19 protein-coding genes and 3 pseudogenes are annotated in these 23,389 nt (G+C 63.7%); 9 read left to right on the forward strand and 13 right to left on the reverse strand.

Translation table 11 applies throughout. The features are described 5' to 3' along the window. Positions 1 to 170: 170 nt before the first annotated feature. Positions 171 to 1,196: a GlxA family transcriptional regulator gene (locus AC3FOF_RS25875; RefSeq protein WP_488728226.1), complete on the forward strand. Its 1,026-nt coding sequence runs from the start codon at positions 171 to 173 to the stop codon at positions 1,194 to 1,196. A 150-nt stretch (positions 1,197 to 1,346) separates the two neighbouring features. Here the strand turns inward: AC3FOF_RS25875 and fdhA are convergent, their stop codons facing one another. Then, the gene (fdhA, locus tag AC3FOF_RS25880) at positions 1,347 to 2,546 is read right to left on the reverse strand and encodes a formaldehyde dehydrogenase, glutathione-independent (protein WP_488728227.1); all 1,200 of its coding nucleotides are present in this window, start codon (positions 2,544 to 2,546) and stop codon (positions 1,347 to 1,349) included. A 332-nt stretch (positions 2,547 to 2,878) separates the two neighbouring features. Between fdhA and AC3FOF_RS25885 the strand changes: the two genes are divergently transcribed. Then, positions 2,879 to 4,309, forward strand: coding sequence for an MFS transporter (locus AC3FOF_RS25885; protein WP_488728228.1), 1,431 nt, complete (start codon positions 2,879 to 2,881; stop codon positions 4,307 to 4,309). A 65-nt stretch (positions 4,310 to 4,374) separates the two neighbouring features. Here the strand turns inward: AC3FOF_RS25885 and AC3FOF_RS25890 are convergent, their stop codons facing one another. From AC3FOF_RS25890 to AC3FOF_RS25920, 7 genes are all read right to left on the reverse strand, one after another. Then, complete coding sequence (locus AC3FOF_RS25890; RefSeq protein ID WP_488728229.1) at positions 4,375 to 5,526, reverse strand: porin; 1,152 nt, start codon at positions 5,524 to 5,526, stop codon at positions 4,375 to 4,377. A 155-nt stretch (positions 5,527 to 5,681) separates the two neighbouring features. Further along, on the reverse strand, positions 5,682 to 6,128 hold the full coding sequence (locus AC3FOF_RS25895) for a dihydroneopterin aldolase (protein WP_488728230.1): 447 nt from the start codon (positions 6,126 to 6,128) through the stop codon (positions 5,682 to 5,684). After that, positions 6,125 to 6,778 (reverse strand): sarcosine oxidase subunit gamma, encoded by a 654-nt coding sequence (locus AC3FOF_RS25900; protein WP_488728231.1) that lies wholly within the window; start codon positions 6,776 to 6,778, stop codon positions 6,125 to 6,127. Before AC3FOF_RS25900 ends, AC3FOF_RS25895 begins: the two co-directional genes overlap by 4 nt. Next, complete coding sequence (locus AC3FOF_RS25905; RefSeq protein ID WP_488728232.1) at positions 6,768 to 9,779, reverse strand: sarcosine oxidase subunit alpha family protein; 3,012 nt, start codon at positions 9,777 to 9,779, stop codon at positions 6,768 to 6,770. Before AC3FOF_RS25905 ends, AC3FOF_RS25900 begins: the two co-directional genes overlap by 11 nt. Next, a complete protein-coding gene (locus AC3FOF_RS25910) occupies positions 9,776 to 10,084 on the reverse strand; it encodes a sarcosine oxidase subunit delta (protein ID WP_488728233.1) in 309 nt (102 codons plus the stop codon). Before AC3FOF_RS25910 ends, AC3FOF_RS25905 begins: the two co-directional genes overlap by 4 nt. 19 nt (positions 10,085 to 10,103) lie before the next feature. After that, on the reverse strand, positions 10,104 to 11,348 hold the full coding sequence (locus AC3FOF_RS25915; protein ID WP_276268853.1) for a sarcosine oxidase subunit beta family protein: 1,245 nt from the start codon (positions 11,346 to 11,348) through the stop codon (positions 10,104 to 10,106). A 16-nt stretch (positions 11,349 to 11,364) separates the two neighbouring features. Beyond that, a complete protein-coding gene (locus AC3FOF_RS25920; RefSeq protein WP_488728234.1) occupies positions 11,365 to 12,753 on the reverse strand; it encodes an L-serine ammonia-lyase in 1,389 nt (462 codons plus the stop codon). Positions 12,754 to 13,094: 341 nt separating this feature from the next. Here AC3FOF_RS25920 and AC3FOF_RS25925 point away from each other — a divergent pair, with 341 nt between their 5' ends. After that, entirely contained in the window at positions 13,095 to 14,174 is a 1,080-nt protein-coding gene (locus AC3FOF_RS25925) for a GlxA family transcriptional regulator (protein ID WP_488728235.1), read from the forward strand. 39 nt (positions 14,175 to 14,213) lie between these two features. Here the strand turns inward: AC3FOF_RS25925 and AC3FOF_RS25930 are convergent. Further along, positions 14,214 to 14,524 (reverse strand): annotated as a pseudogene (locus tag AC3FOF_RS25930) (IS4 family transposase); the annotation flags it as partial. On the opposite strand from AC3FOF_RS25930, the pseudogene AC3FOF_RS25935 reads away from it, so the two are divergent. Beyond that, a pseudogene (locus tag AC3FOF_RS25935) lies at positions 14,525 to 14,803 on the forward strand (site-specific integrase); the annotation flags it as partial. It abuts the pseudogene before it with no gap. A gap of 58 nt (positions 14,804 to 14,861) precedes the next feature. On the opposite strand, the gene AC3FOF_RS25940 reads toward AC3FOF_RS25935, so the two are convergent. The 3 genes from AC3FOF_RS25940 to AC3FOF_RS25950 form a co-directional block, all read right to left on the reverse strand. Then, on the reverse strand, positions 14,862 to 16,253 hold the full coding sequence (locus AC3FOF_RS25940) for a type II toxin-antitoxin system HipA family toxin (RefSeq protein WP_488728236.1): 1,392 nt from the start codon (positions 16,251 to 16,253) through the stop codon (positions 14,862 to 14,864). 9 nt (positions 16,254 to 16,262) lie between these two features. Continuing rightward, the gene (locus tag AC3FOF_RS25945; protein ID WP_017229564.1) at positions 16,263 to 16,604 is read right to left on the reverse strand and encodes a helix-turn-helix domain-containing protein; all 342 of its coding nucleotides are present in this window, start codon (positions 16,602 to 16,604) and stop codon (positions 16,263 to 16,265) included. A 294-nt stretch (positions 16,605 to 16,898) separates the two neighbouring features. Then, positions 16,899 to 17,021: a hypothetical protein gene (locus AC3FOF_RS25950; RefSeq protein ID WP_488728237.1), complete on the reverse strand. Its 123-nt coding sequence runs from the start codon at positions 17,019 to 17,021 to the stop codon at positions 16,899 to 16,901. Positions 17,022 to 17,122: 101 nt separating this feature from the next. Here AC3FOF_RS25950 and AC3FOF_RS25955 point away from each other — a divergent pair, with 101 nt between their 5' ends. The 5 genes and pseudogenes from AC3FOF_RS25955 to AC3FOF_RS25975 all read left to right on the forward strand — a co-directional run bounded on the left by AC3FOF_RS25955 (position 17,123) and on the right by AC3FOF_RS25975 (position 20,462). Next, positions 17,123 to 17,422, forward strand: a complete 300-nt coding sequence (locus tag AC3FOF_RS25955) for a hypothetical protein (RefSeq protein WP_488728238.1) — start codon at positions 17,123 to 17,125, stop codon at positions 17,420 to 17,422. A gap of 352 nt (positions 17,423 to 17,774) precedes the next feature. Then, complete coding sequence (locus AC3FOF_RS25960) at positions 17,775 to 18,224, forward strand: GNAT family N-acetyltransferase (protein ID WP_488728239.1); 450 nt, start codon at positions 17,775 to 17,777, stop codon at positions 18,222 to 18,224. Between the two features lie 419 nt (positions 18,225 to 18,643). After that, positions 18,644 to 19,186, forward strand: a pseudogene (locus tag AC3FOF_RS25965) (transposase); the annotation flags it as partial. Next, positions 19,165 to 19,929, forward strand: a complete 765-nt coding sequence (locus tag AC3FOF_RS25970) for a tyrosine-type recombinase/integrase (RefSeq protein WP_488728240.1) — start codon at positions 19,165 to 19,167, stop codon at positions 19,927 to 19,929. The pseudogene AC3FOF_RS25965 and the gene AC3FOF_RS25970, both read left to right, overlap by 22 nt. A 98-nt stretch (positions 19,930 to 20,027) precedes the next feature. Next, a complete protein-coding gene (locus AC3FOF_RS25975) occupies positions 20,028 to 20,462 on the forward strand; it encodes an HU family DNA-binding protein (protein ID WP_488728241.1) in 435 nt (144 codons plus the stop codon). A 186-nt stretch (positions 20,463 to 20,648) separates the two neighbouring features. Here AC3FOF_RS25975 and AC3FOF_RS25980 read toward each other — a convergent pair whose 3' ends face one another. After that, entirely contained in the window at positions 20,649 to 22,754 is a 2,106-nt protein-coding gene (locus AC3FOF_RS25980) for a TonB-dependent siderophore receptor (RefSeq protein WP_488728242.1), read from the reverse strand. Positions 22,755 to 23,389 lie beyond the last annotated feature (635 nt).

The following is a 23,389-nucleotide window of genomic DNA, read 5'->3' on the forward strand; positions in this document are numbered from 1 at the left end:
TGCGGCTTGTCACGCATCCAGTGCAACACCGCTCGGCCCAAACGAGCTCGCCGCCCCAAAACATAGGGTTTCGCCGTATGGCACGTTTGTTGCGCCCGATTTATCACTAAAGCCATCGACGGTCGCCAGGCTTCAGACCTGAACGCCATCCGAATTCAAGGAACGCCCCCATGTCGCCCGACCGAACCGCGTCGCTGTCCCACTTCGCCTTCATGCCGTTGCCCAACTTCACGATGATTGCGTTTACCAGCGCGATCGAGGTGCTGCGGATGGCAAACTACCTCAGCGGCCAGGAACTGTACCGTTGGTCCATCGTCAGCCCGGAAGGCGGCCCGGTTACGGCGAGCAACGGATTGGCAATTGACACCACCCGCGCCGACAGCATCGGGCGGCCGGACATCGTGTTCGTCTGCGGCGGCGTCGACGTGCAGCGCTCGACCACGGCGGACTACCTGTCGGCGCTGCGCCGCGCGGCGCGCGAGGGCATCGCGCTGGGCAGCCTGTGTACCGGCACCTACGCCCTGGCCAAATCCGGGCTGCTCGCCGGCTACGCCTGCGCCATCCACTGGGAGAACATGTCGGCGCTGAAGGAAGAGTTTCCCGACACGCGCTTCCTCAAGGAACTATTCGTGATCGACCGCGACCGCATCACCTGCACGGGCGGCGTCGCGCCGCTCGACATGATGCTGAACCTGATCACCATCCGCGTCGGCAGCGCACGCGTCACGCAGATCGCCGAGCAGTTCATCGTCGAACATGTGCGCGACACGAGCGCGCAGCAGAAGATGCCGCTGGTGGCGCGCCTCGGCTCGGCGAACAAGTCGCTGTTCGAGGTGATCTCGCTGATGGAGAACAACATCGAGGAACCGCTGTCGCGCGAAGAGCTCGCGCGTCTGGCGAGCATGTCGCAGCGGCAGTTGCAGCGCCTGTTCCGCGACCATCTCGGGATGACGCCGACGCATTACTACCTGACGCTGCGTTTGCGCCGCGCGCGCGAGCTGCTGCTGCAGACCGACATGTCCATCATGCACATCACGATGGCCTGCGGCTTCCAGTCCGCGTGCCATTTCAGCAAGAGCTACCGCGACTCGTTCGGCGTTGCGCCGACGCGCGAACGCCGGCAGCAGATCGCGCCGCTGGCGAAGACGCCCGGGTCTGTGGGGTCGGCGCAGTATTCTCCGGTGATGCACGCGTGATTCACTGACTCATGCGGTGGCGTGGCGATACAAAGCGACCAGGTCGCCGGTTTGCTCCCCTCTCCCGCCCCTCTCCATAAATTGGAGAGGGGAGACAACACTCGCAATTCTCTGCCTTGTCAGCAGGCGCGGACGGCCTTTATCGCCCGATCACGCCGCCGCCAGCATCCCGTGCGGATCGATGACGAATTTCCGTGGCGCACCGCCATCAAACTGCTTGTACCCTTCCGGCGCCTGCTCAAGCGAGATAACGGACACGTTGACGATCTCCGCGATCGGCAGACGACCGTGCAGGATCGCCTGCATCAGGTTGCGGTTGTACTTCAGCACTGGTGTCTGCCCGGTATGGAATGAGTGCGACTTCGCCCAGCCAAGGCCGAAGCGGATACTCAGGCTGCCGTGCTGCGCCGCTGCATCCTTGGCGCCCGGATCGTCGGTCACGTAGAGCCCCGGAATCCCGATCGCGCCGGCGGGCCGCGTAATTTCCATCAGTGAATTCAGCACCGTCGCCGGCGCCTCCTCCGCGTGGCCGGACGCTCCATGGCCGTGCGCCTCGAAACCGACGCAATCGACCGCGCAATCGATCTCCGGCGTGCCAAGTATTTCGGCGATCTGCTCGCCAAGTGTCGCGTCCCTGGACAGATCGACCACTTCGAAACCCATTGCCTTCGCGTGGGCGAGACGCGCCGGGTTCATGTCGCCGACGATGGTGCAGGCCGCGCCGAGCAGGCGCGCCGAAGCCGCCGCGGCCATGCCGACCGGACCCGCGCCGGCGATGTAAACGGTCGAGCCGGGCTTCACGCCCGCAGTCACGGCACCGTGATAGCCGGTCGGCAAAATGTCCGACAGGCAGGTGAGATCGCGGATTTTCGCCATCGCCTGGTCGCGGTCGGGGAACTTCAGCAGGTTGAAGTCGGCATACGGCACCATCACGTACTCCGCCTGGCCGCCGATCCATCCGCCCATGTCGACATACCCGTACGCACCACCCGCACGCGCCGGGTTGACATTCAGGCATACGCCGGTGTGCTGCTCCTTGCACATCGCGCAGCGCCCGCACGCGACGTTGAACGGCACCGAAACCAGATCGCCGATCCTCAGCGTCTCGACGTCGCGGCCGACCTCGATCACCTCGCCGGTGATCTCGTGACCGAGCACGAGACCGGCCGGTGCGGTCGTGCGCCCGCGCACCATATGCTGGTCCGACCCGCAGATGTTCGTGCTCACGACCTTGAGGATCACGCCGTGGCCGATCGCACGGCCGCTTGGATCGGCCATTTTCGGATAGTCGATCTTCTGCACCTCGACCTTGCCCGGCTCAAGATATACGACACCTCGGTTGCTGCTCATCGCTTTGTCTCCATCAATGGTTGAAGCGTGCCGCGGCGCGCCAATCGGCGCGCGGCATGCGCGGCCGCGCCTTCGAGAGTAGTCCGGGACAACGGGGCGCCTGTGTGCAAAATCCGACGCGCACTTGAACGTCGCCGACATCGGAGCTTGCGCCAGCTATACCGCGCTCGCCGCGCCCATCCTGAGCGCAGCCGCTCCGCTCAGCCCCGATGACGGTTTCACACAAGCCGGCGACGGTTTTCCCCCAGATCGGCGGTCGATTACCGCGTCTACTTAAGATTCCGGGTCTTAAGGCAAGCTGATTCGAGGCCCTTACTTTTTCCAAGGACGCCATGCCAATCCCATCCCCCATTTCCGCGCGCGCGAACGCCGCCGCCCGGCTCGAACGTCTGCCGTTTTCCGGCTATCACCAGCTGATCTTCATCATCATCGCCGTTGCCTTCTTCTTCGACTCGGTCGATCTCGCCACGATGACCTTCGTACTAGGTTCGATCAAGCAGGAGTTCGGGTTGTCCACCGCGACGACCGGCCTGGTCGCCAGCGCCAGCTTCTTCGGGATGGTGCTGGGAGCGGCGCTCGCCGGCCTGCTCGCGGACCGCTTCGGGCGCCGGCCCGTGTTCCAGTGGAGCATGGTGCTGTGGGGCGTAGCGTCGTATCTGTGCTCGACGGCGCAAAGTGTCGAGGCGCTGATCGCCTGGCGCGTCCTGCTGGGGGTCGGCATGGGCATGGAGTTTCCGGTCGCGCAAACGCTGTTGTCCGAATTCGTCCCCGCCGCGAACCGAGGGCGCCTGATCGCGCTGATGGACGGCTTCTGGCCGCTGGGCTTCATCACGGCAGGCGTCGTTTCGTACTTCGTGCTGCCCGAATTCGGCTGGCGCACCGTGTTCGCGCTGCTCGCGATCCCGGCCGTGTTCGTACTGATCGTGCGGCGCCTCGTGCCCGAATCGCCGCGCTGGCTCGAACACGCGGGCCGGCACGCAGAGGCCGACGCAGTGATGCGCGACATCGAAGCCAGGGTGATGCGCTCCGCCGGCGTCGCGACGCTGCCTGCGCCCGCACGGCGCCTGATGGCCGCGCCGGTGCGCGGGCGCGGCGCGTTGCGCGAGATCTGGAGCGGCGCATACCGCCGCCGCACGACCATGGTATGGCTGCTCTGGTTCTTTGCGCTGCTCGGCTTCTACGGCCTGACGTCCTGGCTCGGCGCGCTGCTGCAACAGGGCGGTTTCGCGGTCACGCAATCGGTGTACTACACGGTGCTGATCTCTCTCGGCGGCATACCAGGCTTCCTGTGTGCCGCGTGGCTGGTCGAGCGCTGGGGCCGCAAGCCGACCTGCATCGCGTCGCTGCTCGGCGGCGGCGCGATGGCGTACCTGTACGGGCAGAGTGCGATGTACGGCGGCAGTGTCACGCTGCTCGTCGGCACCGGCCTGGCGATGCAGTTCTTCCTGTTCGGCATGTGGGCGGTGCTTTACACGTACACGCCGGAACAGTACGGCACCGGCGCGCGCGCGACGGGGTCCGGCTTCGCGTCGGCAATTGGGCGGATCGGCTCGCTGATCGGGCCCTATGTGGTTGGCGTGGTGTTGCCGGTGTTCGGACAGGGCGGCGTGTTCACCCTCGGCGCGATCTCGTTCGCGGTAGCGGCACTCGCAGTGTGGGTACTCGGCATCGAGACCCGTGGCGTCGCGCTGGAAGCGCTGGCGTCGGACGACGCGTCCGCTGAAACTGCCTGCTATCCCGGAATAGCTGACAAGACTTCCTGACCTGCAGGCCCGGTTCTGCCACGAGTCGTTGTCGCGACTCGCGGCATAACCGCAATGGATTGAACTCAGAACTTGTGACGAATCGCAGCACGGACCTGGAACTGCCTCGCCGTCGATGAGGCGTTCGCCGCCCCGGGCAAGTCGGCCAGGTCCAGTGCGGTGCCGGTCTTGTCGCCGGCGACGCGCTGGTAGGCGGCCTGGAGATAGACGTCCGTGCGCTTCGAGAAATTGTAATCCGCCATCAGGCCAAAGGAATGAACCTTCGGTTTCGCGTCGCCAGAGGACGCGCGGAAGTTCTCCAGCGTGAGCGTATACATGGCACCGGCGTAGAAAGCGGGCGTGAACTGGTACTTGAAATTCACTTCCAGGTTCTGGAACCGGAGCGAGTCCAGGGTACCGCCGGCCGGCAGGATCGATCCGGAGATGTACGAGGTGGACTGCGGCGCGGTCAAGTTCGAATTCGAGTAGGCGAAGCCGGCCGTCGCCGCACCGAACGTGTAGTTGATGCCGGCACCGAATATGCGCAAACGCCTGGCAAGGAAGTTCTTGTCGCCGCCGTTATTAATGGCGCCTCCTGACGTGGCCGACGGGTTGTCCGCCTGCAGATAGGCCGCCGCCAGCAACAAGCCTCCGCTCGCGTACTGCATCCCCGCGCCGTACTGGCGGTTGTTGGCAAAGTTGGTGTCGTTGCTGAAGCTGTAGGCGCCGCCGAACTGGAATCCGCCGAGGGAGGGACTCGTGTACTTGACGGTATTGTTGGCGCGGAACGAGTAGATCATGTTGTCGTTATCGTAGGGGTGGCCGAACATGGTTCCCCCCCAGTTTCCGGCAACAGTCGTCGGCGCGAGATAGTCGATCACCGAATCATATTGGCGCCCGAGCGTGACGCTCCCCAATTGATTGTCGGAAAGGCCGACGTAGGCTTGCCGACCAAAGAGCAATCCGCCCTGTGCCGCTTTGCCGTTGCTCGCATTGAAGCCGTTCTCGAGCTGGAACAACGCCTTGAGGCCGCCGCCCAGGTCTTCCGTCCCCTTCAGGCCCCAACGGCTGCCTTGCGCAAAGCCGCTTGCCATCTCGGTCAGGCTGTGTCCGCCGACGTTATTGGTGTAGTTGACGCCTTCGTCGATCACGCCGTACAGCGTGACGCCGCTTTGGGCAAAGGCAGACGCGGAAAACATCAGCGCCATGACCGGGCCCGCAGTCGCTCCCTTTTTCATTGAATTCTCTCCTCGTATGAACATGACTCACGCTGCCGACACGCCGATCGGTGCGGCATGCGCGGCAGCGTCTATGAGAGTAGTCGGGGAGCCCGGCAAACCTATGTCCAATACCGACACGCGTTTGCACGGCGCCGACACGGCCCGGGAAACGCTCAGCCCGCCTGCCCGCTGCGCCTGAGGTAATCGGCGCGTGTCCACTCGAGCGCGACGCCGACGCGTTGCGTGCCGGGCCGGATCTTCGGCTTGTGCACGGCAATCGTCAACGTGTCGAGCGCCGGCCATTCGCGAAACGACAGCTCGGCGATCTCGGCCACCAGGGTCTCGAGCAGGCGCGTATGCGGCTTGTACGCAAGAAACGCGGCGAGGCGCGCACAATAGCCGTCGTAGTCGATCCACTCACCGTCCTCGCTCGGCTCGTGGCGATATCCCAGACGCGCGTCGATCACGATCGGCTGCGGTGCTTCGTGCTCGTGCGGATGGATGCCGATCCGCACCGGCACCGCCAACGCATCGATAAACACACTCCAGCCCCGGCCCGGCAGCAGTGGCCCATCGAGCCCGGCGAGTGGTGCGCTGAACGCGTTGTCGACCGGCTTCATGATGTCAACGGCGTCGCGGCGTCGAGCATGATGCGGCAGAAATAATCGGCGAAGCTGCGCCGCAGGACGACCTCGAAGCGCTCGACGCCGGTCGGCACCAGCACGATCGACGCCTTGAAGTAGTGGCTCTGCGCGCACTGGCCCGGCTTGAACACGCGCGGATGCAGGTCGAGCGGACAGCCGCGCGCCAGTACGTCGCGTACGCGCCCGCCGCTGATCTCGACGACCGTGTAGCCGCTGCCGACGTCGACCGCCGCCGCGTACGCACCGACGATCGCCTGGGCGAGTTCAGGCTCGAGCACGCCCGCCGGCACCGGTTCGTTCGAGCGCACCAGCCACTCGTCGGGGCCGAGCCACAGCACGTCATAGGCGGCGCCGCGCGCGACCGTGTTCGGTGCGGCCGGCGGACAACAGCCGACCACGCCCTCGAACGCGTCGACGAACGCAGGGTCGGAGAGATCACCGCGCACGTTGACGAGATCAAGAAAGGCGCGCTCGCGCATCACGAAGTGCTCCGACGCACGCGCCTGGTGCGCGTTCAGCAGATCGGCCGCGCCGACGAACGGCGACTCAAGCCGCACGCCGCGCTTGCGCGCGTCAGACGCCGGCACGCCTGCCGCCGGCGTAGCGATATTCGATTCATTCCACATTCTGGCGCACCCCTTCCGTATCGTAGAAAACCGGGCTCGAGATCTTCGCGGTCACGCGCCGGCCGTTTGCCAGCGGAATCGCCACGCTCTCGCCCATCTTGTTCAGGCCGCCCTTCACCACGGCCAGCGCGATCGAGCGCTTCAGGATCGGGCTGTAATAGCTCGACGTCACGTGGCCGAGCATCGGCGTCGGGTCGGTCGTCGACACCTGCGTGTCCAGCGCAATGATCTGCGCGCCCTCCGGCAGCACGAACTGCGCGTCGTCGGTCAGCAGGCCGACGAACTGCTTGCGGCCTTCCTTCGCGGTATCCGAACGCGTCAGCGAGCGCTTGCCGAGGAAGTCCTTCGACTTCGCCACGACTCCGCCCATACCGAGGTCGTACGGCGTGATCGAGCCGTCCGTGTCCTGGCCGACGATGATGTAGCCCTTCTCCGCGCGCAGCACGTGCATCGTTTCCGTGCCGTACGGCGTGATGTCGAACTCGGCCCCCGCGGCCATCAGCGCTTCCCACACCGCGCGGCCGGCGTTCGCGGGCACGTTCACTTCGTACGCCAGCTCGCCCGAGAAGCTGATCCGCATCACGCGCGCCTTCGCGCCGGCGACGGTGCCGTTCCGATAGCTCATGAACGGGAAGGCCTCGTTGCCGAAGTCGATGTCATCGCAGACCTTGCGCAGTACCTTGCGGCTCTTCGGGCCGACCACCGCAAAGGTTGCCCAGTGATCGGTCACCGACCCAAGCCGCACCTTCATGTCCGGCCACTCGGTCTGCAGCCAGCGCTCGAGCCAGGTCAGCACACGCGCGGCGCCGCCCGTCGTCGTCGTCATCATGAAATGCTGCTCGCTGAGCCGCACCGTGACGCCGTCGTCGAACACCATGCCGTTCTCGTCGAGCATCAGGCCATAGCGGCACTTGCCGACTTCGAGCTTGTTCCACGGATTGGTGTACATCCAGTTCAGCAGCGTCACCGCGTCCGGGCCCTGGATGTCGATCTTGCCGAGCGTCGATGCATCGAGGATGCCGACGCTGTTGCGCACCGCGAGGCATTCGCGCTTCACCGCCGCATGCAGGTCCTCGCCCTTCTTCGGGAAGTACCACGGACGCTTCCAGTTGCCGACGTCCTCGAACAGCGCGCCATGCTCGACGTGCCATTCATGGATGCAGGTCTTGCGCACCGGGTCGAGGAAGTCGCCGAGCTCGCGCCCCGCCAACGTGCCGAACGTGACCGGCGTGTAGTTGGGGCGGAACGTCGTCGTGCCGGTTTCGGGAATCGACTTGCCGAGCGCCTGCGCCAGGATCCCCATGCCGTTGATGTTGCCGAGCTTGCCCTGGTCGGTGCCGAAGCCCATCGCGGTGTAGCGCTTCACGTGTTCGACCGATTCAAAGCCTTCGCGCGCGGCGAGCAGGATGTCTGACGCGGCCACGTCGTTCTGGAAGTCGACGAACTGCTTCGGCCCGCGCGCGGCGGCCTCCTGGCTGCCGACGAGCCACAGCGGCAGCAGTGCGCCTTCGGCGACGGCTGTCACCTTTGGCGCGGCGGGGCGCCTGGCGTTACTGAAGCCGGCAGCCTTGGCAGCGGCGGCCCCCGCTTCGATCGCGAGCGGCAGCGCCTGCGCCAGGCTGAACTCGCCCGCCGCCGCGCCAACGCTCGCCTCGGCCTGCATCGACTTGCCCGGCACGAAGCACACCTTCTCATCGCTCCACCGCGCCTTGCCGCCCGATTGCGCGAACAGGTGAAGGACCGGGCTGAGGCCGCCCGACATCGCGACCAGATCGCACGGGATCGTCGACAGCTTGCGCCCGGTCTTGCCGTTTGCATAAGCCGCCACGTCGACAGACGAGACGTGCCGCTTGCCGGATGCAGCCGTCACCACTGCGCCATTCAGCACGGTCAGGCCCTGCCGCTTCGCGGCGGCCGGCAGCGCGCCATTGGTCGATGCGCGCGCATCGACGATCGTCACCTTCGCGCCGCACGCCTTCAGGTCGAGCGCCGCCTGGTAGCCGCGATCGTTGTTGGTGAACACGACCGCGTCGCGTCCCGGCAGCACGCTGTAGCGATGGATGTAGGTCGACACCGCCGACGCGATCATCACGCCCGGCAGGTCGTTGTTGCCGAACACGAGCGGACGTTCGTGCGCGCCGGTGGCCAGAATCACCCGCCTTGCACGGATCTTCCACAGCAGCTCGCGCGTGCCCTGGCGCTTCGCTGCCGGCAGGTGGTCGGTGAGGCGCTGCGTCACGGTCACGAGATTGTGGTCCTGATAGCCGAACGCGGTGCTGCGCGACAGGATCGTCACCTCCGGCATCTTGCGCAGTTCAGCCTCGATCTGCTCGGCCCACTGCAGCGCGGGCTTGCCGTTGATCTCGGCGCGAGCGGAAAGCAGGCTGCCGCCAAGCTCGCACTGATCTTCGACCAGGAGCACGCGCGCACCGGATACTGCCGCCGCATGCGCTGCCGCGAGGCCCGTCGGGCCGCCGCCAACCACCAGCACGTCGCAGTGCGCGTAGCACTTGTCGTAGCGATCGGCGTCGCGCATGTCGGGCGCCTTGCCAAGACCGGCCGCATGGCGGATCTTCTCTTCGTACTTCGGCCACATCTTGCGCGGCCACATAAAGGTCTTGTAGTAGAAGCCCGCTGGCATAAAGCGCGCGAACTTCTGGTTGATCGCCATGCGATCACGTTCGAGATCGGGCTGCGCATTCACGCTCGTCGCGATGAGTCCGTGATACAGCTCGACTTCCGTCGCGCGCGCGTTCGGCACCGTATACGCGCCACGTTCGAGCTGCACCACGGCATTCGGCTCCGCGACGTCCGCCGTCACGATGCCACGCGGACGGTGATACTTGAAGCTGCGCGCGACAAAACGCACGCCGTTGGCGAGCAGCGCCGACGCAAGCGTATCGCCCTGGAACCCCTGATACGTGCGCCCGTTGAACGTGAAGGTCAGCGGAACCGCGCGATTGATGCGGCCACCGGTGCCGAGACGGTCTTTCTGGCTCATTTCTTGCCCCTTACTTGCGGTGCTTCATGCGGTGCGGTGGCGCCGGGCTGGCCGAAGGTCTCGTAGCCCTTGATGTCATAGCTGACCGTATCGCGCTCCACCTTGAACCAGCGGCGGCAGCCCTGGGCGTGGATCCATTGCTCGCGATGCTCGCCCCGGGTATTGGTGCGCATGAACAGGTAGTCCCCCCATTCGCGGTCAGACAGCTTCTCGGTCTCGAGCGGACGCGCGATGTCGGCCTCGCCGCCGCATGAAAATTCGGATTCGGCGCGCGGGCCGCACCACGGACATTCGATCAGCAACATTTCTTTCTCCTGGTGGCGTTCAGTGCGCGACGGCGGCGGCGCCGTGCTCATCGATCAGGTGGCCGGTATAGAAGCGGTCGAGCGAAAACGGCGCGTTCAGCGGATGCGGCTGGTCGCGCGCGATGGTGTGCGCGAACACCCATCCCGAGCCCGGCGTCGCCTTGAAGCCGCCCGTGCCCCAGCCGCAGTTGAAGTAGAGGCCCTTCACGTCGGTCTTGCCGATGATCGGGCAGGCATCCGGCGACACATCGACGATGCCGCCCCACTGGCGGTTCATGCGCACGCGCGAGAACACCGGGAACATCTCGACGATCGCCTGCAGCGTCCCTTCGATGACCTGGAAGCTGCCGCGCTGGCCGAAGCCGGTGTACTGGTCGATGCCCGCGCCGATCACAAGGTCGCCCTTGTCGGACTGGCTGATGTACGCGTGCACCGCGTTCGACATGATCACCGAGTTGACAACCGGCTTGATCGGCTCCGACACCAGCGCCTGCAGCGGATGGCTCTCGATCGGAAGGCGCACGCCCGCCATGTCGGCGAGCGTGGTCGTGTTGCCGGCCGCGACCACCGCGACCTTCTTTGCCTTGATAAAGCCCTTCACCGTGTCGACACCGACGACCGCGCCGTGATCGCGCCGGATGCCGGTCACCTGGCAGTTCTGGATGATGTCGACACCGGCCCGATCGGCGCCCCGCGCGAAGCCCCACGCGACCGCGTCGTGCCGGGCGACGCCGGCGCGGCGCTGGATCGAGGCACCAAGCACGGGGTAGCGGCTGTTCAGGTTGATCGTCGGTTCGATCTCCTTGACCTCCTGCGGCGTCAGAAACTCCGCGTCGACGCCGTTCAGGCGGTTCGCATTCACCCGGCGCTCGGTGTCGCGCACATCCTGCAGCGTGTGCGCCAGGTTCATCACGCCGCGCTGGCTGAACATCACGTTGTAGTTCAGGTCCTGCGACAGCCCTTCCCACAGCTTCATCGCTTTCTCGTAGAGCGCCGCGGATTCGTCCCACAGATAGTTCGAGCGGACGATCGTCGTGTTGCGCGCGGTGTTGCCACCGCCGATCCAGCCCTTCTCGAGCACGGCAACGTTAGTGATCCCGTGCTCCTTCGCGAGGTAGTACGCAGTCGCGAGACCATGCCCGCCGCCACCGACGATCACCACGTCATACTCGCGCTTGGGCTCCGGGCTCTTCCATTGCTTTTCCCAGTTCTCGTGATAAGACAGGCCGTTGCGGAACAGACTGAATATCGAATAGCGGCTCATTTCGTGGACCCTTTCGTTAGCATTCAATGACGTTCACGGCCAGGCCGCCGCGCGACGTCTCCTTGTACTTCGTCTTCATGTCGGCGCCGGTCTCCCGCATCGTCTTGATCACCGAATCGAGCGACACATAGTGCTGGCCGTCGCCCTTCAGCGCCATGCGCGATGCGTTGAGCGCCTTGATCGCTCCCATCGCGTTGCGCTCGATACATGGGATCTGCACCAGCCCACCGACCGGATCGCAGGTCATCCCTAGGTTGTGCTCCATGCCGATTTCGGCGGCATTCTCGACCTGGTCTGGCGTGCCGCCCATCACCGCAGCGAGCGCGGCCGCGGCCATCGAGCACGCAACGCCGACCTCGCCCTGGCAACCGACCTCGGCGCCCGAGATAGACGCCGTCTCCTTGTAGATCATCCCGATCGCCGCTGCGGTCAGCAGGAACTCGACAATGCCGTCGTCATTCGAGCCCGGCACGAACTTCACGTAGTAATGGAGCACCGCAGGGATCACGCCGGCCGCACCGTTGGTCGGCGCGGTGACGACACGCCCGCCCGCCGCGTTCTCTTCGTTGACGGCCATCGCGTACAGGTTGACCCAGTCAAGCATCGACAGCGGATCGCGCAGCGATTCCTCGGAACGCGCGCGCAACCGGTTGTAGAGTTCGGCCGCGCGGCGTTTCACGCGCATCGGTCCGGGCAACTCCCCCTCGACCTTGCAGCCACGCTCGACGCAGGCAGCCATCGCCTGCCAGATCGCCAGCAGCCCGGCGCGCACGGAATCGGCCGGGCGCAAGGCACATTCATTGCGAAAGATCAGTTCGGCGATCGACAACCCACTGTCGCGGCACGCCCGGATCAGGTCGGCGCCGGTGAGGAACGGATACGGCGCGTCGGCTGCGGCTCGCGCACCATTCACGCGATCGCCATCGCGATTGACCACGAACCCACCGCCGATCGAGTAATACTCCTTTTCCACGAGCAACTGCCCCTGCTCGTCGAACGCCTGGAAGCGCATGCCGTTCGAATGCACGACGCTGCCTGTACTGCTCATCAGACGGCGAAAGAAGCCGATGTGCTCCTTTTCGTCGAAGCCGATCTCATGCTTGCCAAGCAGCAACAAGCGCTTGTCCTTGCGGATCCGCGCGAGGCGCGGTTCAATAAGGTCCGGGTCGATCCGGTCTGGCAAGCGCCCCTCAAGGCCAAGGAGCACCGCTTTGTCGGTGCCGTGGCCCTTGCCGGTTGCGCCGAGCGAACCGTACAGCTCCGCCCGCACGCGGCGCACGAAACCGAGCAGGTTCGCATCCTCAAGGTGCGATACGAAGCGGCATGCGGCGATCATCGGGCCGACCGTGTGCGAACTCGATGGACCGATGCCGATTTTGAACAGGTCGAAAACGCTGACATTCATCTGGCTGCCTCTTTGCTATTGCCTGGTAGGTGTCGTTGGATGTCAGTACATCAAAGCGTAGAATTTGCCGATAGAACAAAAGCGGCATCGACGTGGGACACCGCCGCCAGGCGCGCGTCCAAACAGGCCGGAAGTTCGCTTTGGCGATGATTCGCGTCGGAAAAGTGCAAGTCCGCGGCATGCGGATCGGCGACGCTGGCTGTGACGGAGCCGCGTCGTGCAGGTAGGCGGCGAGGGCTGCATGGATGCCGTACGCATCACCGGTGTTCGCTACCGATACGCCGCCGCCCCGCAACCCAGATCCGCCCGCTTGCGCGAGCCATCTCAAGATGGATGCAGCCATGACAACCGACGTTCCCATTTCCCCTGTCGCCGAGCCGGCGCCACGGCGCGTCCGCTTCGGCATCGTGCTGCTGCCGAACTTCACGCTGACCGCGTTTTCGGGTTTCGTCGACATGCTGCGGCTATCGGCGGACGACGGCGACTACAGCAAGCCGGTGCGGTGCGTCTGGAGCGTGATCGGAAACACACTCGCGCCGGTACGCGCGAGCTGCGGGATCCAGGTCGCGCCGTGGGAGACCTTCGACGACGCGGAGCCATTCGACTATGTGGTCGTGGTCGGCGGGCTACTGCACTCGGGACCACAGGCCGGACCTGAGACGCTTGACTTCATCCGTCGCGCGGCGGGCGGCGGCGCGACGATCGTCGGCATCTGCACCGGCGTTTTTGCGCTGATGCGCGCGGGCGTGCTCGAGGGGCACCGCGCCTGCGTCAGCTGGTTCCACTACTGGGATTTTATAGAGCGCTTCCCGTCGGTGGATGCGGACCTGCTGATTGCCGACCGGCTGTTCGTGATCGACCGCCGGCGCATCACCTGCTCAGGCGGGCGCGCGTCGATCGACGTCGCCGCCGCCATCCTGCTGCGCCACTTCGATCACGCCACCGTGCAGAAGGCGCTGCGGATCCTGCTCGTCGGCGAGATGCAAAAGGGCAATGCGCCGCAGCCGCATCCGCCCGGCCTCGAGCCCGCGACGCACCCAAAGGTCAAGCGCGCGATTCTGCTGATGGAGCAGCACGTCGGCCGGGCGCTCCCGCTTGAAGCGCTCGCCTGCAAGCTCGACCTGTCGCCACGCCAGCTCGAGCGCCTGTTCAAGGCGGAGACCGGCAAGAGCCCGCAGGCATTCGCCAAGCATGTGCGGCTGCGGACCGCTGCGTGGTTGTTGACCAGCTCGGACCGCACAGTCGTCGACATCGCGTTGAGCTGCGGCTTTGCCGACGCATCACACCTCGGCCGTGACTTTCGCAAACAGTTCGGCGTACCGCCTGCAGCCTACCGCGGCCAAGGTATAGATCCGGCCAGGTCGACGCTGCCCGATGGCGATGCCGGCGAGATTTCGGCGATCACCGAAAGCGAGTGTTGAACGATCCTTTGCCGACTTGACCCATTCGTTATACAGAACTCATGAGTCCTCCCGCATCGCCTGAATCATGAAGGCGGCATCCATTGTTCGCTGCATGCCGATCCAGATCGTTTTGGCGCCGGGATCGCCTCACTCTTGCGCCCAAGGAATCCGCCCAGAGAGGCCACCAGACGAATCATCTGATTGAGCCTAGCCGGTGTCTTTGGACGAGCCTTTTTCGCGAGCACGTATGCACCGCGCACCTCATCAGCGTCGAAGAACGGCGACGCGTCCAACTCCGGGAAGGTTCTGCCCAGTCGCATCAGCCGGGCAATGCGCCATGCCACCACCATGTACAGCACCGGGGCTCGCTGTACCTGAGGGGCTTGCGAGCGGCCGAGGTGGCCGAGACCCGCATGGGGGCATTTTTTTGCCGGCGCGATGTCCACGGGATGAAGCGCTGGTGGCTGGAGGTGACCGGCAAGGGCAATAAGACGCGGCTGGTGCCGGCCACCGACGAACTGGTGGCAGAACTGGCGCGCTATCGCCGCGTCCACGGCCTGCCGCCCAGCCCGATGCCCGGCGAAGAGCACCCCCTGGTGCTGCCAGTCATTGGCCAGCCCCGGGCGCCCCGGCCCTTGTCGCGTGGCGATAGCGCGCCAGCGGCGGCGTTCGTCGATGAAACGGCGTGGCCAAGAGACCTCACCCCTATGCTGCCTTGGCGTCCACGCCGCGCCGGATGTCCTTCTCTAGCGCCGGACTCGCAATGTCCGAGAGGCTTCGGACGGCCTGCTCGAGCGTGCGGATCAGATCCAGGGTGGCTCCCAGGGCTTCATAGATGTTCTTCCAGCCCCGCACTGCACCCCATACCCGGCGGATCACGTCGAGCGCCGTAGGCCGGTCCGCCACGAAGGCAGAGAATTCGCTCATCGCATTGTCGAGGGTTGCAAGCTTCCCTTGCGTGCCCACGCTCAGGTGCAGGCGGCGCTCCATGGAGACGGACGCCCGCGGCACGACGTCATACAGCGGGCTGAGGCGCCAGCCCTGCAGCTGCGTGTCGTAGGCAAACGCGTGGTTGCGCAGGTGGTCATCGTCGTTGGTCAGGAAGATGTTGAGCACCATGCGGGCAAACAGCTCCTCGTTGTCGGCTTTCACGCACGACGCCACGACCTGCTCGCGAATCGTCTGGGCCAGATCCTTGTAGCCCTTGGCCATCGACTCCATCTCCGGGCATCCCATCAGGGTCAAGGCGCTGACTTGCGCTATGCGGCCCTCGGTATAGCCAGGCATGGGCTCGGTGTCGTAGCCGCGCGCCATGGCCGCGAGCGGTTGCCCGGCCGGCGCCCAGTACCGGTCGAACCGACGGATCAGCAGCACCGGCTTGCCCCCGACCGCGATCACCTTCACCGGCGGAACGGAAAGCCCAGCGGCCCGCGCGATCTCCAGGGCGCCTGCCTCGAGGACTGCCATGTTGAGCGTGTCGGTCTTGGACGGGAACTTGGCCAGCCACAGGACGCTGTCGGCCTCCCGCACGGAAGCTTTCGGGCGCGCGCCGCCGGCCGACGGCACGCCGCCGAGGTATGGCTGCAGGTTCGCCGGAATGGGCTCGCCGTTCTCGACCGCGTCAGCCACCTGCAAGAGGTATGGCAGATCGATCAGCCCCCCGGCCCCCTTGCGAGCGGGACTCTTGGTGTCCTCCCGCACGTCCAGCGCACCAACGCGGTCACTGCCAGCCTCCAGCAGGTAGGTGAATTCGTCGAGCGAGTTCGGCGCGGCATTGAGCTGGGCCTCGATGACGCGGCGGCCCCAGGCATCGGGCGCAGCATCGCGGATCCCCCCGAATTCGTTCACCTCGGGCAGCGGGTACCACACCGTGCCGGGCTCCGCCTGCCGCGCCTGCGCCAAGGTGAGCGCGCGAGGGTCTACCTCGATGGCGTTCGGCCGCTGCAGGTAACGCGTGCCATAGGCGAAGCTGACGGTTTCCCGACCCGCGGACGCCTCGCGACCGAGCAGTCCTGCGGGCACGAAGTGATGCCCTTCCGCCTGATCGGCGATGTGGGCGAATACCGCTACCTTACTGGGAGCGCGACGAGGGGCCAAGGCTTCTCCTTAGAAATCGAGTTCACGCAGTTCCGCCTTGCTTGCGGAGCGAATGCGCTGTGGCAGCTTGCGCGCATGCAAGGCGATCAATGCCGGCACATCCCCTGCAAGGAGCGCCTGCAGGGTGACTTCCGGCGCCAGGGCATGAACATAGCGCAGGATCTGCGTAAGAGTCCGCCCCGGATCGCCTTTTTCGATCAGGATCGCGGTTCCCCGGGAGAGCCCGGCGCGTGCAGCAACCTCCGCCTGGCGTAGCCTCAGGCCTTGGCGCAGCTGGGTGATACGCGCACCAAGCTGCTTGGCTTCAGTGAGCCGGGAAAGAGGCAGAAGTGGAGATTCGTCTCGTTTCATAATGTCTGTAATCCTGAACTATAAAACGCTTTAGGTCTGCTATTGCGAACATTATAGTGCTGGTGGCGCTGGCGATCAAGACCGAGATATGTTCACAAACTTAGACTTTACTGCTATTAAAGTCCATGATTGGCAACATTTTTATCGTTTCGGTCGTTCTGCCTCGCTCAGCTTGGCGCATATGACGCAAAAGTCATAACTCGCCTCATCGAGTTGGGCCCAGGGGAGACTTCCTGGCCGGCGCTTGCCGAGGAAATCAAGCAGGGCGTGCCGGTCTGGCGATACATGTCCGGCTCATTGGCGGTGACGCGAGGCGGCGATCTCGAGTGCGGAGATGCGGTCGGGCAAGAACTCCTCGTTCAAAACCGCGACCCCGACCTGCACCATGCAGTGCGCCCCTTCGTCCGTCCAGCGCATCTGTCGCCTCCTGTCCCATGCGATGGCTGACGACCTGGGTCAGCGCGGACTCCGCGATGCTACTGCTGATCGGCAGGCCCTTTCGATGCCGAGCGCCGTAGTTGACCAACGTATGCGCGTTGTTCCTCAGGTGCCTGATGCGGCCAAAAACGACCTTCCGACAACGAAAACTCAATTGTCAATTTGATCTGTCCGAGCTGCCGGCAACTGAGCTGGAGAGCCTCGAGGCAAAGGCATCCAAGCTGGGCGACCATGTTCTCGCCGGGCGCTTGATGCGGGAAGTGGATTCGGTATGGACGGAGTATCCCATTGGCTACTCCAGCGCGTATCCGCCCATTGGCCGCGCTGGCATGGTTTCCGCCTGGTCGCCGCTGATGCGTCCACTCCCCACCGGCTCCTGAGCAGCCAGATGGATTAGAATCCCTCCTCATGCCTTGAACGGTCACATTATTCTGGGTGTTGAAGTCGATGCAACTCGATATCTTTGCTCACAGCCGCGATGTAATGCTACGCAATGATGTTGCCGACGCCCTGCAGCGGCGCGGGGTGCGTTGCAGCTATTGCTCAGCGAGTGTCCTTCCGACGATCTTCTCCCTGCCCTTAGTACGCCGACTCGGGCTCTCGAGGATCAAATGCCGGATCGTTCTAGCGACCACGATGCACTACGACGAGCGCATGGCGAGATAACCTGCGAGGCCATGCCGATATACTCACTGTACGGTATCACCAATAGAAGTCTCAATTTGAGCCAAAATGGATAATATCCGTCCTTATAAAATCATTGATAGCGACGCCTGTCTGCGTCTTTTCGACGGTAACACGCCGCGATTCTTTGATAAATCAGAGCTGGCTTCGTTTCAACAATTCTTGGCGGGATTGATGCAGCAATACCACGTTATCGAGCGGGATGGCCGGATTGTCGCCTGCGGGGGCCATATCGTTCAATCGGACAACGAAACAGCATCTCTCTGCTGGGGTATGGTCGATCAAATCCTGCACGGGCAGGGCCTGGGTCGCAGGCTGATGGAAACGCGGCTCGCAGCTATAAGCGCATCCGGCAGCATATCACGCGTGACTTTAGGCACCAGCCAGCATACGAAGCAGTTCTACCTCCGGTTTGGCTTTGTCCCCGTGGACATGACGCCGGATGGCTACGGACCGGGTATTGACCGATGGGACATGGTTCTTCTGTTGAAGGTGTAAAGCGTATGATTCGGTCGGTAAATTAGATTTTTGACACAAAAATTGTATTTTACGTGCGGAAATATTTTGCGAAGAAAAATATAGCCGTCGATTTTTATTCAACACAGAATTAATTATTCCCATACCATTTGAAATGAAGGTGCCAGATAGGTGGAGGTTGTCATAAAACGAGGATGACCCGGTTTGCGAGCACTTAGTTATTCTGGTCGCTGGAGAAAAAGTGGATCTGGATAATGGGAGGGATGGTGCACGAGCCCTGGTTATATTTTTCGCTTATAGATTTATCCCAATAATAATTGCATAGACATATGCAAAAATTCTGAATCCACTGCAAAGCCATTCCCGCCAATGCCATATACGTGCATGGATACACCGGGGGCACACGCGAAATAATGTTTTCCCAGAAAAATGTTGACGGCGCAGACGCCCTGCGCACGATCGCTGCCGATCCGAAGCACCTGGGCGCTGCCATCGGCAGCATCATGATCGTGCATACCTGGGGGCAGAACCTGCAGCATCATCCGCACGTGCGCTGCGTGGTGCCGGGCGGCGATATCGCGCACGATGGCGAGCACTGGACCGCCTGCCGTCCCGGCTTATCTGCAACCACCGGCTGCAGCGCTTCAACGGCGACGCGGTGACCTTCCAGTGGAAGGACTACAAACATGGGGCCGCAAGCCGACCATGAGCTCGCGGCCGACGAGTTCATCCGTCGCTTCCTGTTGCATATTCCGCCCAGCGGCTTCAAGCACATCCGCAGTTACGGCCTGCTGGCCAATCGCCACCGCGCCGCCAAACTTGCCACCTGCCGCAGGCTGCTAGGCGTCGTGGCCCCTGCGGAAGACACTTGCAGCGCCATGGACGACTACCGTGACCGTTACCCGCGACTCACTGGCAGGTCGTTACGCGATTGCCCGGTCTGCGCCAAGGGCCACATGGTATGGCTACCGATTCCTCACTGACCAGCTTCGGGCCTGATCATATCGCTAGCTTTTGGCTCACCCCAGAGGCCCGCGCGTACACCGCCAGCACCCGGATGCGCTACCTGAAGCTGAGCGATCGACTATGCCGCCAGTTGGTCGCCGCCGGCGTGCGCAAGAGCAATCCAGCGGAAAAGCTAGTCAGGGAAGGGCATTGGCCAGATGGGGAGCCGATTCCGCTCTTCCTCGATGCAAGCGAAGACGCACGGTTGCAGGAGCACGTACAGCCGCAAGCCAACGACGATCTGGCCCAATTGCGCGGCCGAGCGATCGTGGCCCTATTCCTGGCCACAGATCTCACTGCGGCTGAAGGAAGGGCAGCGGCCCTTCCACATCTGATACTGGACCAGCGGCACCCTGCACTCTCCATCCCAGCGCATGGAGCCCGGGATGCCCGGACGGTCAGCGTTCCCGACTTCGCCCTGCCAATTCTGCGCCTGTGGCTCGATCGGCGAGCCGCGCTGCCGATCGCCGGCGACCTTCTGTTCACGCTCACTGAACTCGGCAAGCCGACCACCGACGCTAGCCTAGGAAAGATAGTGCGAGATGCACTGCAGGCGGTCGGGTTCGAGGGCGATGACATGAGCCCGCGCGTCCTGCGCAACACCTTCTGCCGGCGCCAACTGCTTGCCGGCGTTTCCAGGCTAGACGTGGCCGCCCTGCTCGGCCTGGCCAGCCTGCGTACCTGCGACCGGATCGCTGCCACCATCGATGCGCAGTTGTAATTGTTGGTTTCGCGTAGTCGCACACATCGCATGGAATTTGCTATTCTCGCGAATGCCTCTACGGCGACATATCAACGAGTAACCAGACCAGAGAATCCATGGCAACCAAAGCGAAAGCTGTCGTAAAGACCCCGGCCAAGCCCGCCGCCAAAAAGGCAGCGCCGGCCAAAAAAGCAGTAGCACCGGCAAAGAAGGCCGCTGCGGCTGCACCGGTAGCGAAGCCGCTGAAGGACACTTTCACCAAGGCGAGCTTGCTGGCCCACCTGGTCGCCCAGACCGAGCTGGACGCCAAGACCGTCAAGACCGTGCTGGCCCACTTGGAAAACACCGTCCTGAGCGCGGTGCACAAGAAGGGCGCGGGCGAGTTCACGCTCCCCGGCCTGCTCAAGGTCACCGCCCTGCAAGTGCCGGCGACCAAGAAGCGCTTCGGAAAGAACCCGTTCACCGGCGAAGATCAGTGGTTCGCTGCAAAGCCGGCCACCGTCAAGGTCAAGGTTCGCCCGTTGAAGAAACTGAAGGACGCCGCGCTGTAAGGTGTACCGACCTGCTGAACGAATGGAGCCCGCGAGGCTCCATTTTTTTACGCCGGGCTGGCAAAAGAGAAGGCGCCTCACCGACCTGCGGGTCCCGAACGACGGGTGAACAGGGTGGATACGCGGCGAGCCCTGCAAAGGCAGACATTCCGGAATTCAGAGATTCAGGGGCGTGGGCGGTTTTCTTCAGAACTGGTACCGCAGGCCGGCAACGATCTGCCGGCCCAAGCCCGGGGTGACCGCTAGGTTTCCCCATGATGCGGGGTAGTAATTCTTGTTGAACAGGTTGTGCACGTCCAGCGAGATCCGGGTGTTTCGATCAATCTGCCAGTATGTCACCAGCTTGACGGTGGCGTAGGCAGGCAGCGAATAGGTGTCGGTTGCATTGCCGGAGCGCGAGCCCACGTAGACCAGGCCGCTGCCTACACCGTAACGCCCGCCTAGCGGCATTGCGTCCTCTCTGATCGCCAGCAGGCTCGCGCTTACCTTGGGGATGTTGGTCAGGCGCGTGCCCACGGCAATTGCGTTGTCCTTCGTCACTCTGGCGTTGACGAGGGCGAAACTGCCGCTAACGCGCCAGTGCGCGTCGAGTTGGCCGAACGCATCGAACTCCAGTCCGCGGCTTTGTACCTCGCCTGCAGCCACGCTGAAGTTGGCATTGGTGGGGCTGCGGGTCAGCACGTTTTGCTTGACTATATCGAACACTGCCAGCGTCGCACCCAGCCGCTGGTCGGCCGACTGCCACTTTGCGCCGGCCTCCAGCGCCCGGCAGTGCTGCGGGTCGAAGGCATTCCCCGCCTCGTCCACACCGCTGTTGGGACGGAAGGACTTGCCCAGCGACAGGTAGAGCGAGGTCTGCGCGCCCGGCAGCCAAGTCAGGCCCACGCGTGGCGACACCGCGCTCTGGCTTTGGCTGGTGGATTTCGCCGTGATCAGGTTGTCCACCGTCTGGCGATAGTTGTCCAGCCGCACGCCGGCAAGTAGCTTCCATTGTTCGGAGAGATCGATCTGGTCCTGCAGGTACACACCGAGGCTGCGCTGATTCTCGCGGGTGCTGATGCTCGGCGCCACCGGCGGCTGCGGCTGGCCGTACACCGGCTGGTAGATGTCGATAGCATACGGATTGGATGCAATGCTGGAGTAGGCGATATCCATGCCCATATAGAGGCGCGATGCGTCCACTCCCGCCAGCACAGTGTGCCCCAGACCACCGGTCTGGAACTTGCCTTCCACTTCGGCCTGTGCCGAGGTGTCCCGCGACGGCAGGCTGCGCCAGCTGTTGCGGCGGGTCAGGGTGCGACCATCGGCTAGCAGGCTGCCGAACTCTGCGGCTTCGCCGTAGAAGCCGGATTCCTTGTAGCTCATGCCGATGCGCGTGCGCCAGCCAGGCGCCAGTTCACGGTCCAGTGTGAGCTGATGGGTGTCGCTGGACAGATGCAGGTTGGGGTCCCCTGGTTCACCCAAGACGCGGTCGCGAGGCAGGTCGATGCGGCCGTTGACGTTGATCAGGCCCCGGTCCAGCGGCGTGCGCGCGCGCATGAACTCGCCCTCGTACTGCAGTAGCGTCTTATTGTCGATTACCCAGGCGAAAGCAGGGGCCACGAGGTACTTGCTGTTGTCGAGCAGCGAACTGCGGTTGGCCCCGTCTTCCGCCATTACATTGAGCCGGTAGGCCACGTTCTCCGTGATTGGGCCAGTGCTGTCCAGCGCCGCTCGCCGGAAACCGAGCGAGCCGATACTCAGGTCTGCGGTATTGGCCCGGGTGAACTGCGGCTTTTTGGTAACGATGTTGATGGTGCCGCCGGGTTCGCTGTTGCCATAGAGCGCTGCGGCCGGGCCTTTCAGGAACTCGAACCGATCCACCGTGGCAGTGTCTCGCATTGGGTTATAGCCGCGGGCACCGGGGAAGCCATTGACCAGAAAACCCATATCGGTGCTGCTGAAGCCGCGGATCGCGTAATTGTCCCAGGTACCACCAAAATCGTTCAGGCGGGCAATACCGCTGACGTAGTCCACGGTTTCGGACAGGCGCGTTGCACCCAGGTCGTCGATCAGTTGCGAAGTCACGACGCGAACCGACTGCGGTACCTCGTGTAGCGGCGTTTCTGTTCGGGTGGCACCGCTGGCGACGGATGGCATGTACCCGCTAGTGCCTGCGCTGACGCGCACTTCAGGCAGTTCCGTCGGTGCGGCCGCGTCCTGCGATGCGGCGTGGACGGACTGGGCAACGGGGAGCAGCGCGAGGCCGGCATGCCAGGCGAAGCGGCGAACGGAAAATGGGAAAACAATCATGACGGCAATCCGGAAAACATAGGCCGCCTAATGTATCCAACTAAATACGATTGCTTCTCATTCCTTGAATTTTGAAAGGGATTGCTGTTGAGCGACCAAACTTGTGGTACGGCTGTGCCCTGGCACTGCCACCCGCTGTGTGTGGACTCGGCGGCCGGCAGGGCATCCTGCGCCCGCATGCAGCATGACGAGGTTCACGGCAGACAGAATGGGCTTGCTCCGAGCGGCGGATGCCGGATCGACCCGGCCAAGTTCGAGGATCATAGGGAAGTGGGCAAGAAAATGGCGCTCCCGAGAGAGCGCCAGCTGGTTGATGAAATTGGCCTAGTACAACATCCCGTAAATAGATTTAATAATTATCGGGCTGCAAATACGGCTGCAGGAGCGTGACGATCACCTTTGACGCCGGACCCTTCTACCGAAGGCATACTGCAAGACAGCCTTGGTTGTCTCCATTGATGTCGCTGTCTTGGAGGACCGCCTGATTTCGCGGCCTCGTGCGGCCGCCGATCGCCCTGGGCGGCACATCTTCCCCGGTATCTTAGGAGTCCGGGGGGCCGGCGAATATGCCCCTGCCCTGCAGAACACAATCAACCGAATGCCCTGCAATAGCGGAATTCGTATGCTGGATAATC

Source organism: Cupriavidus sp. 96C5-1, from assembly GCF_057798855.1.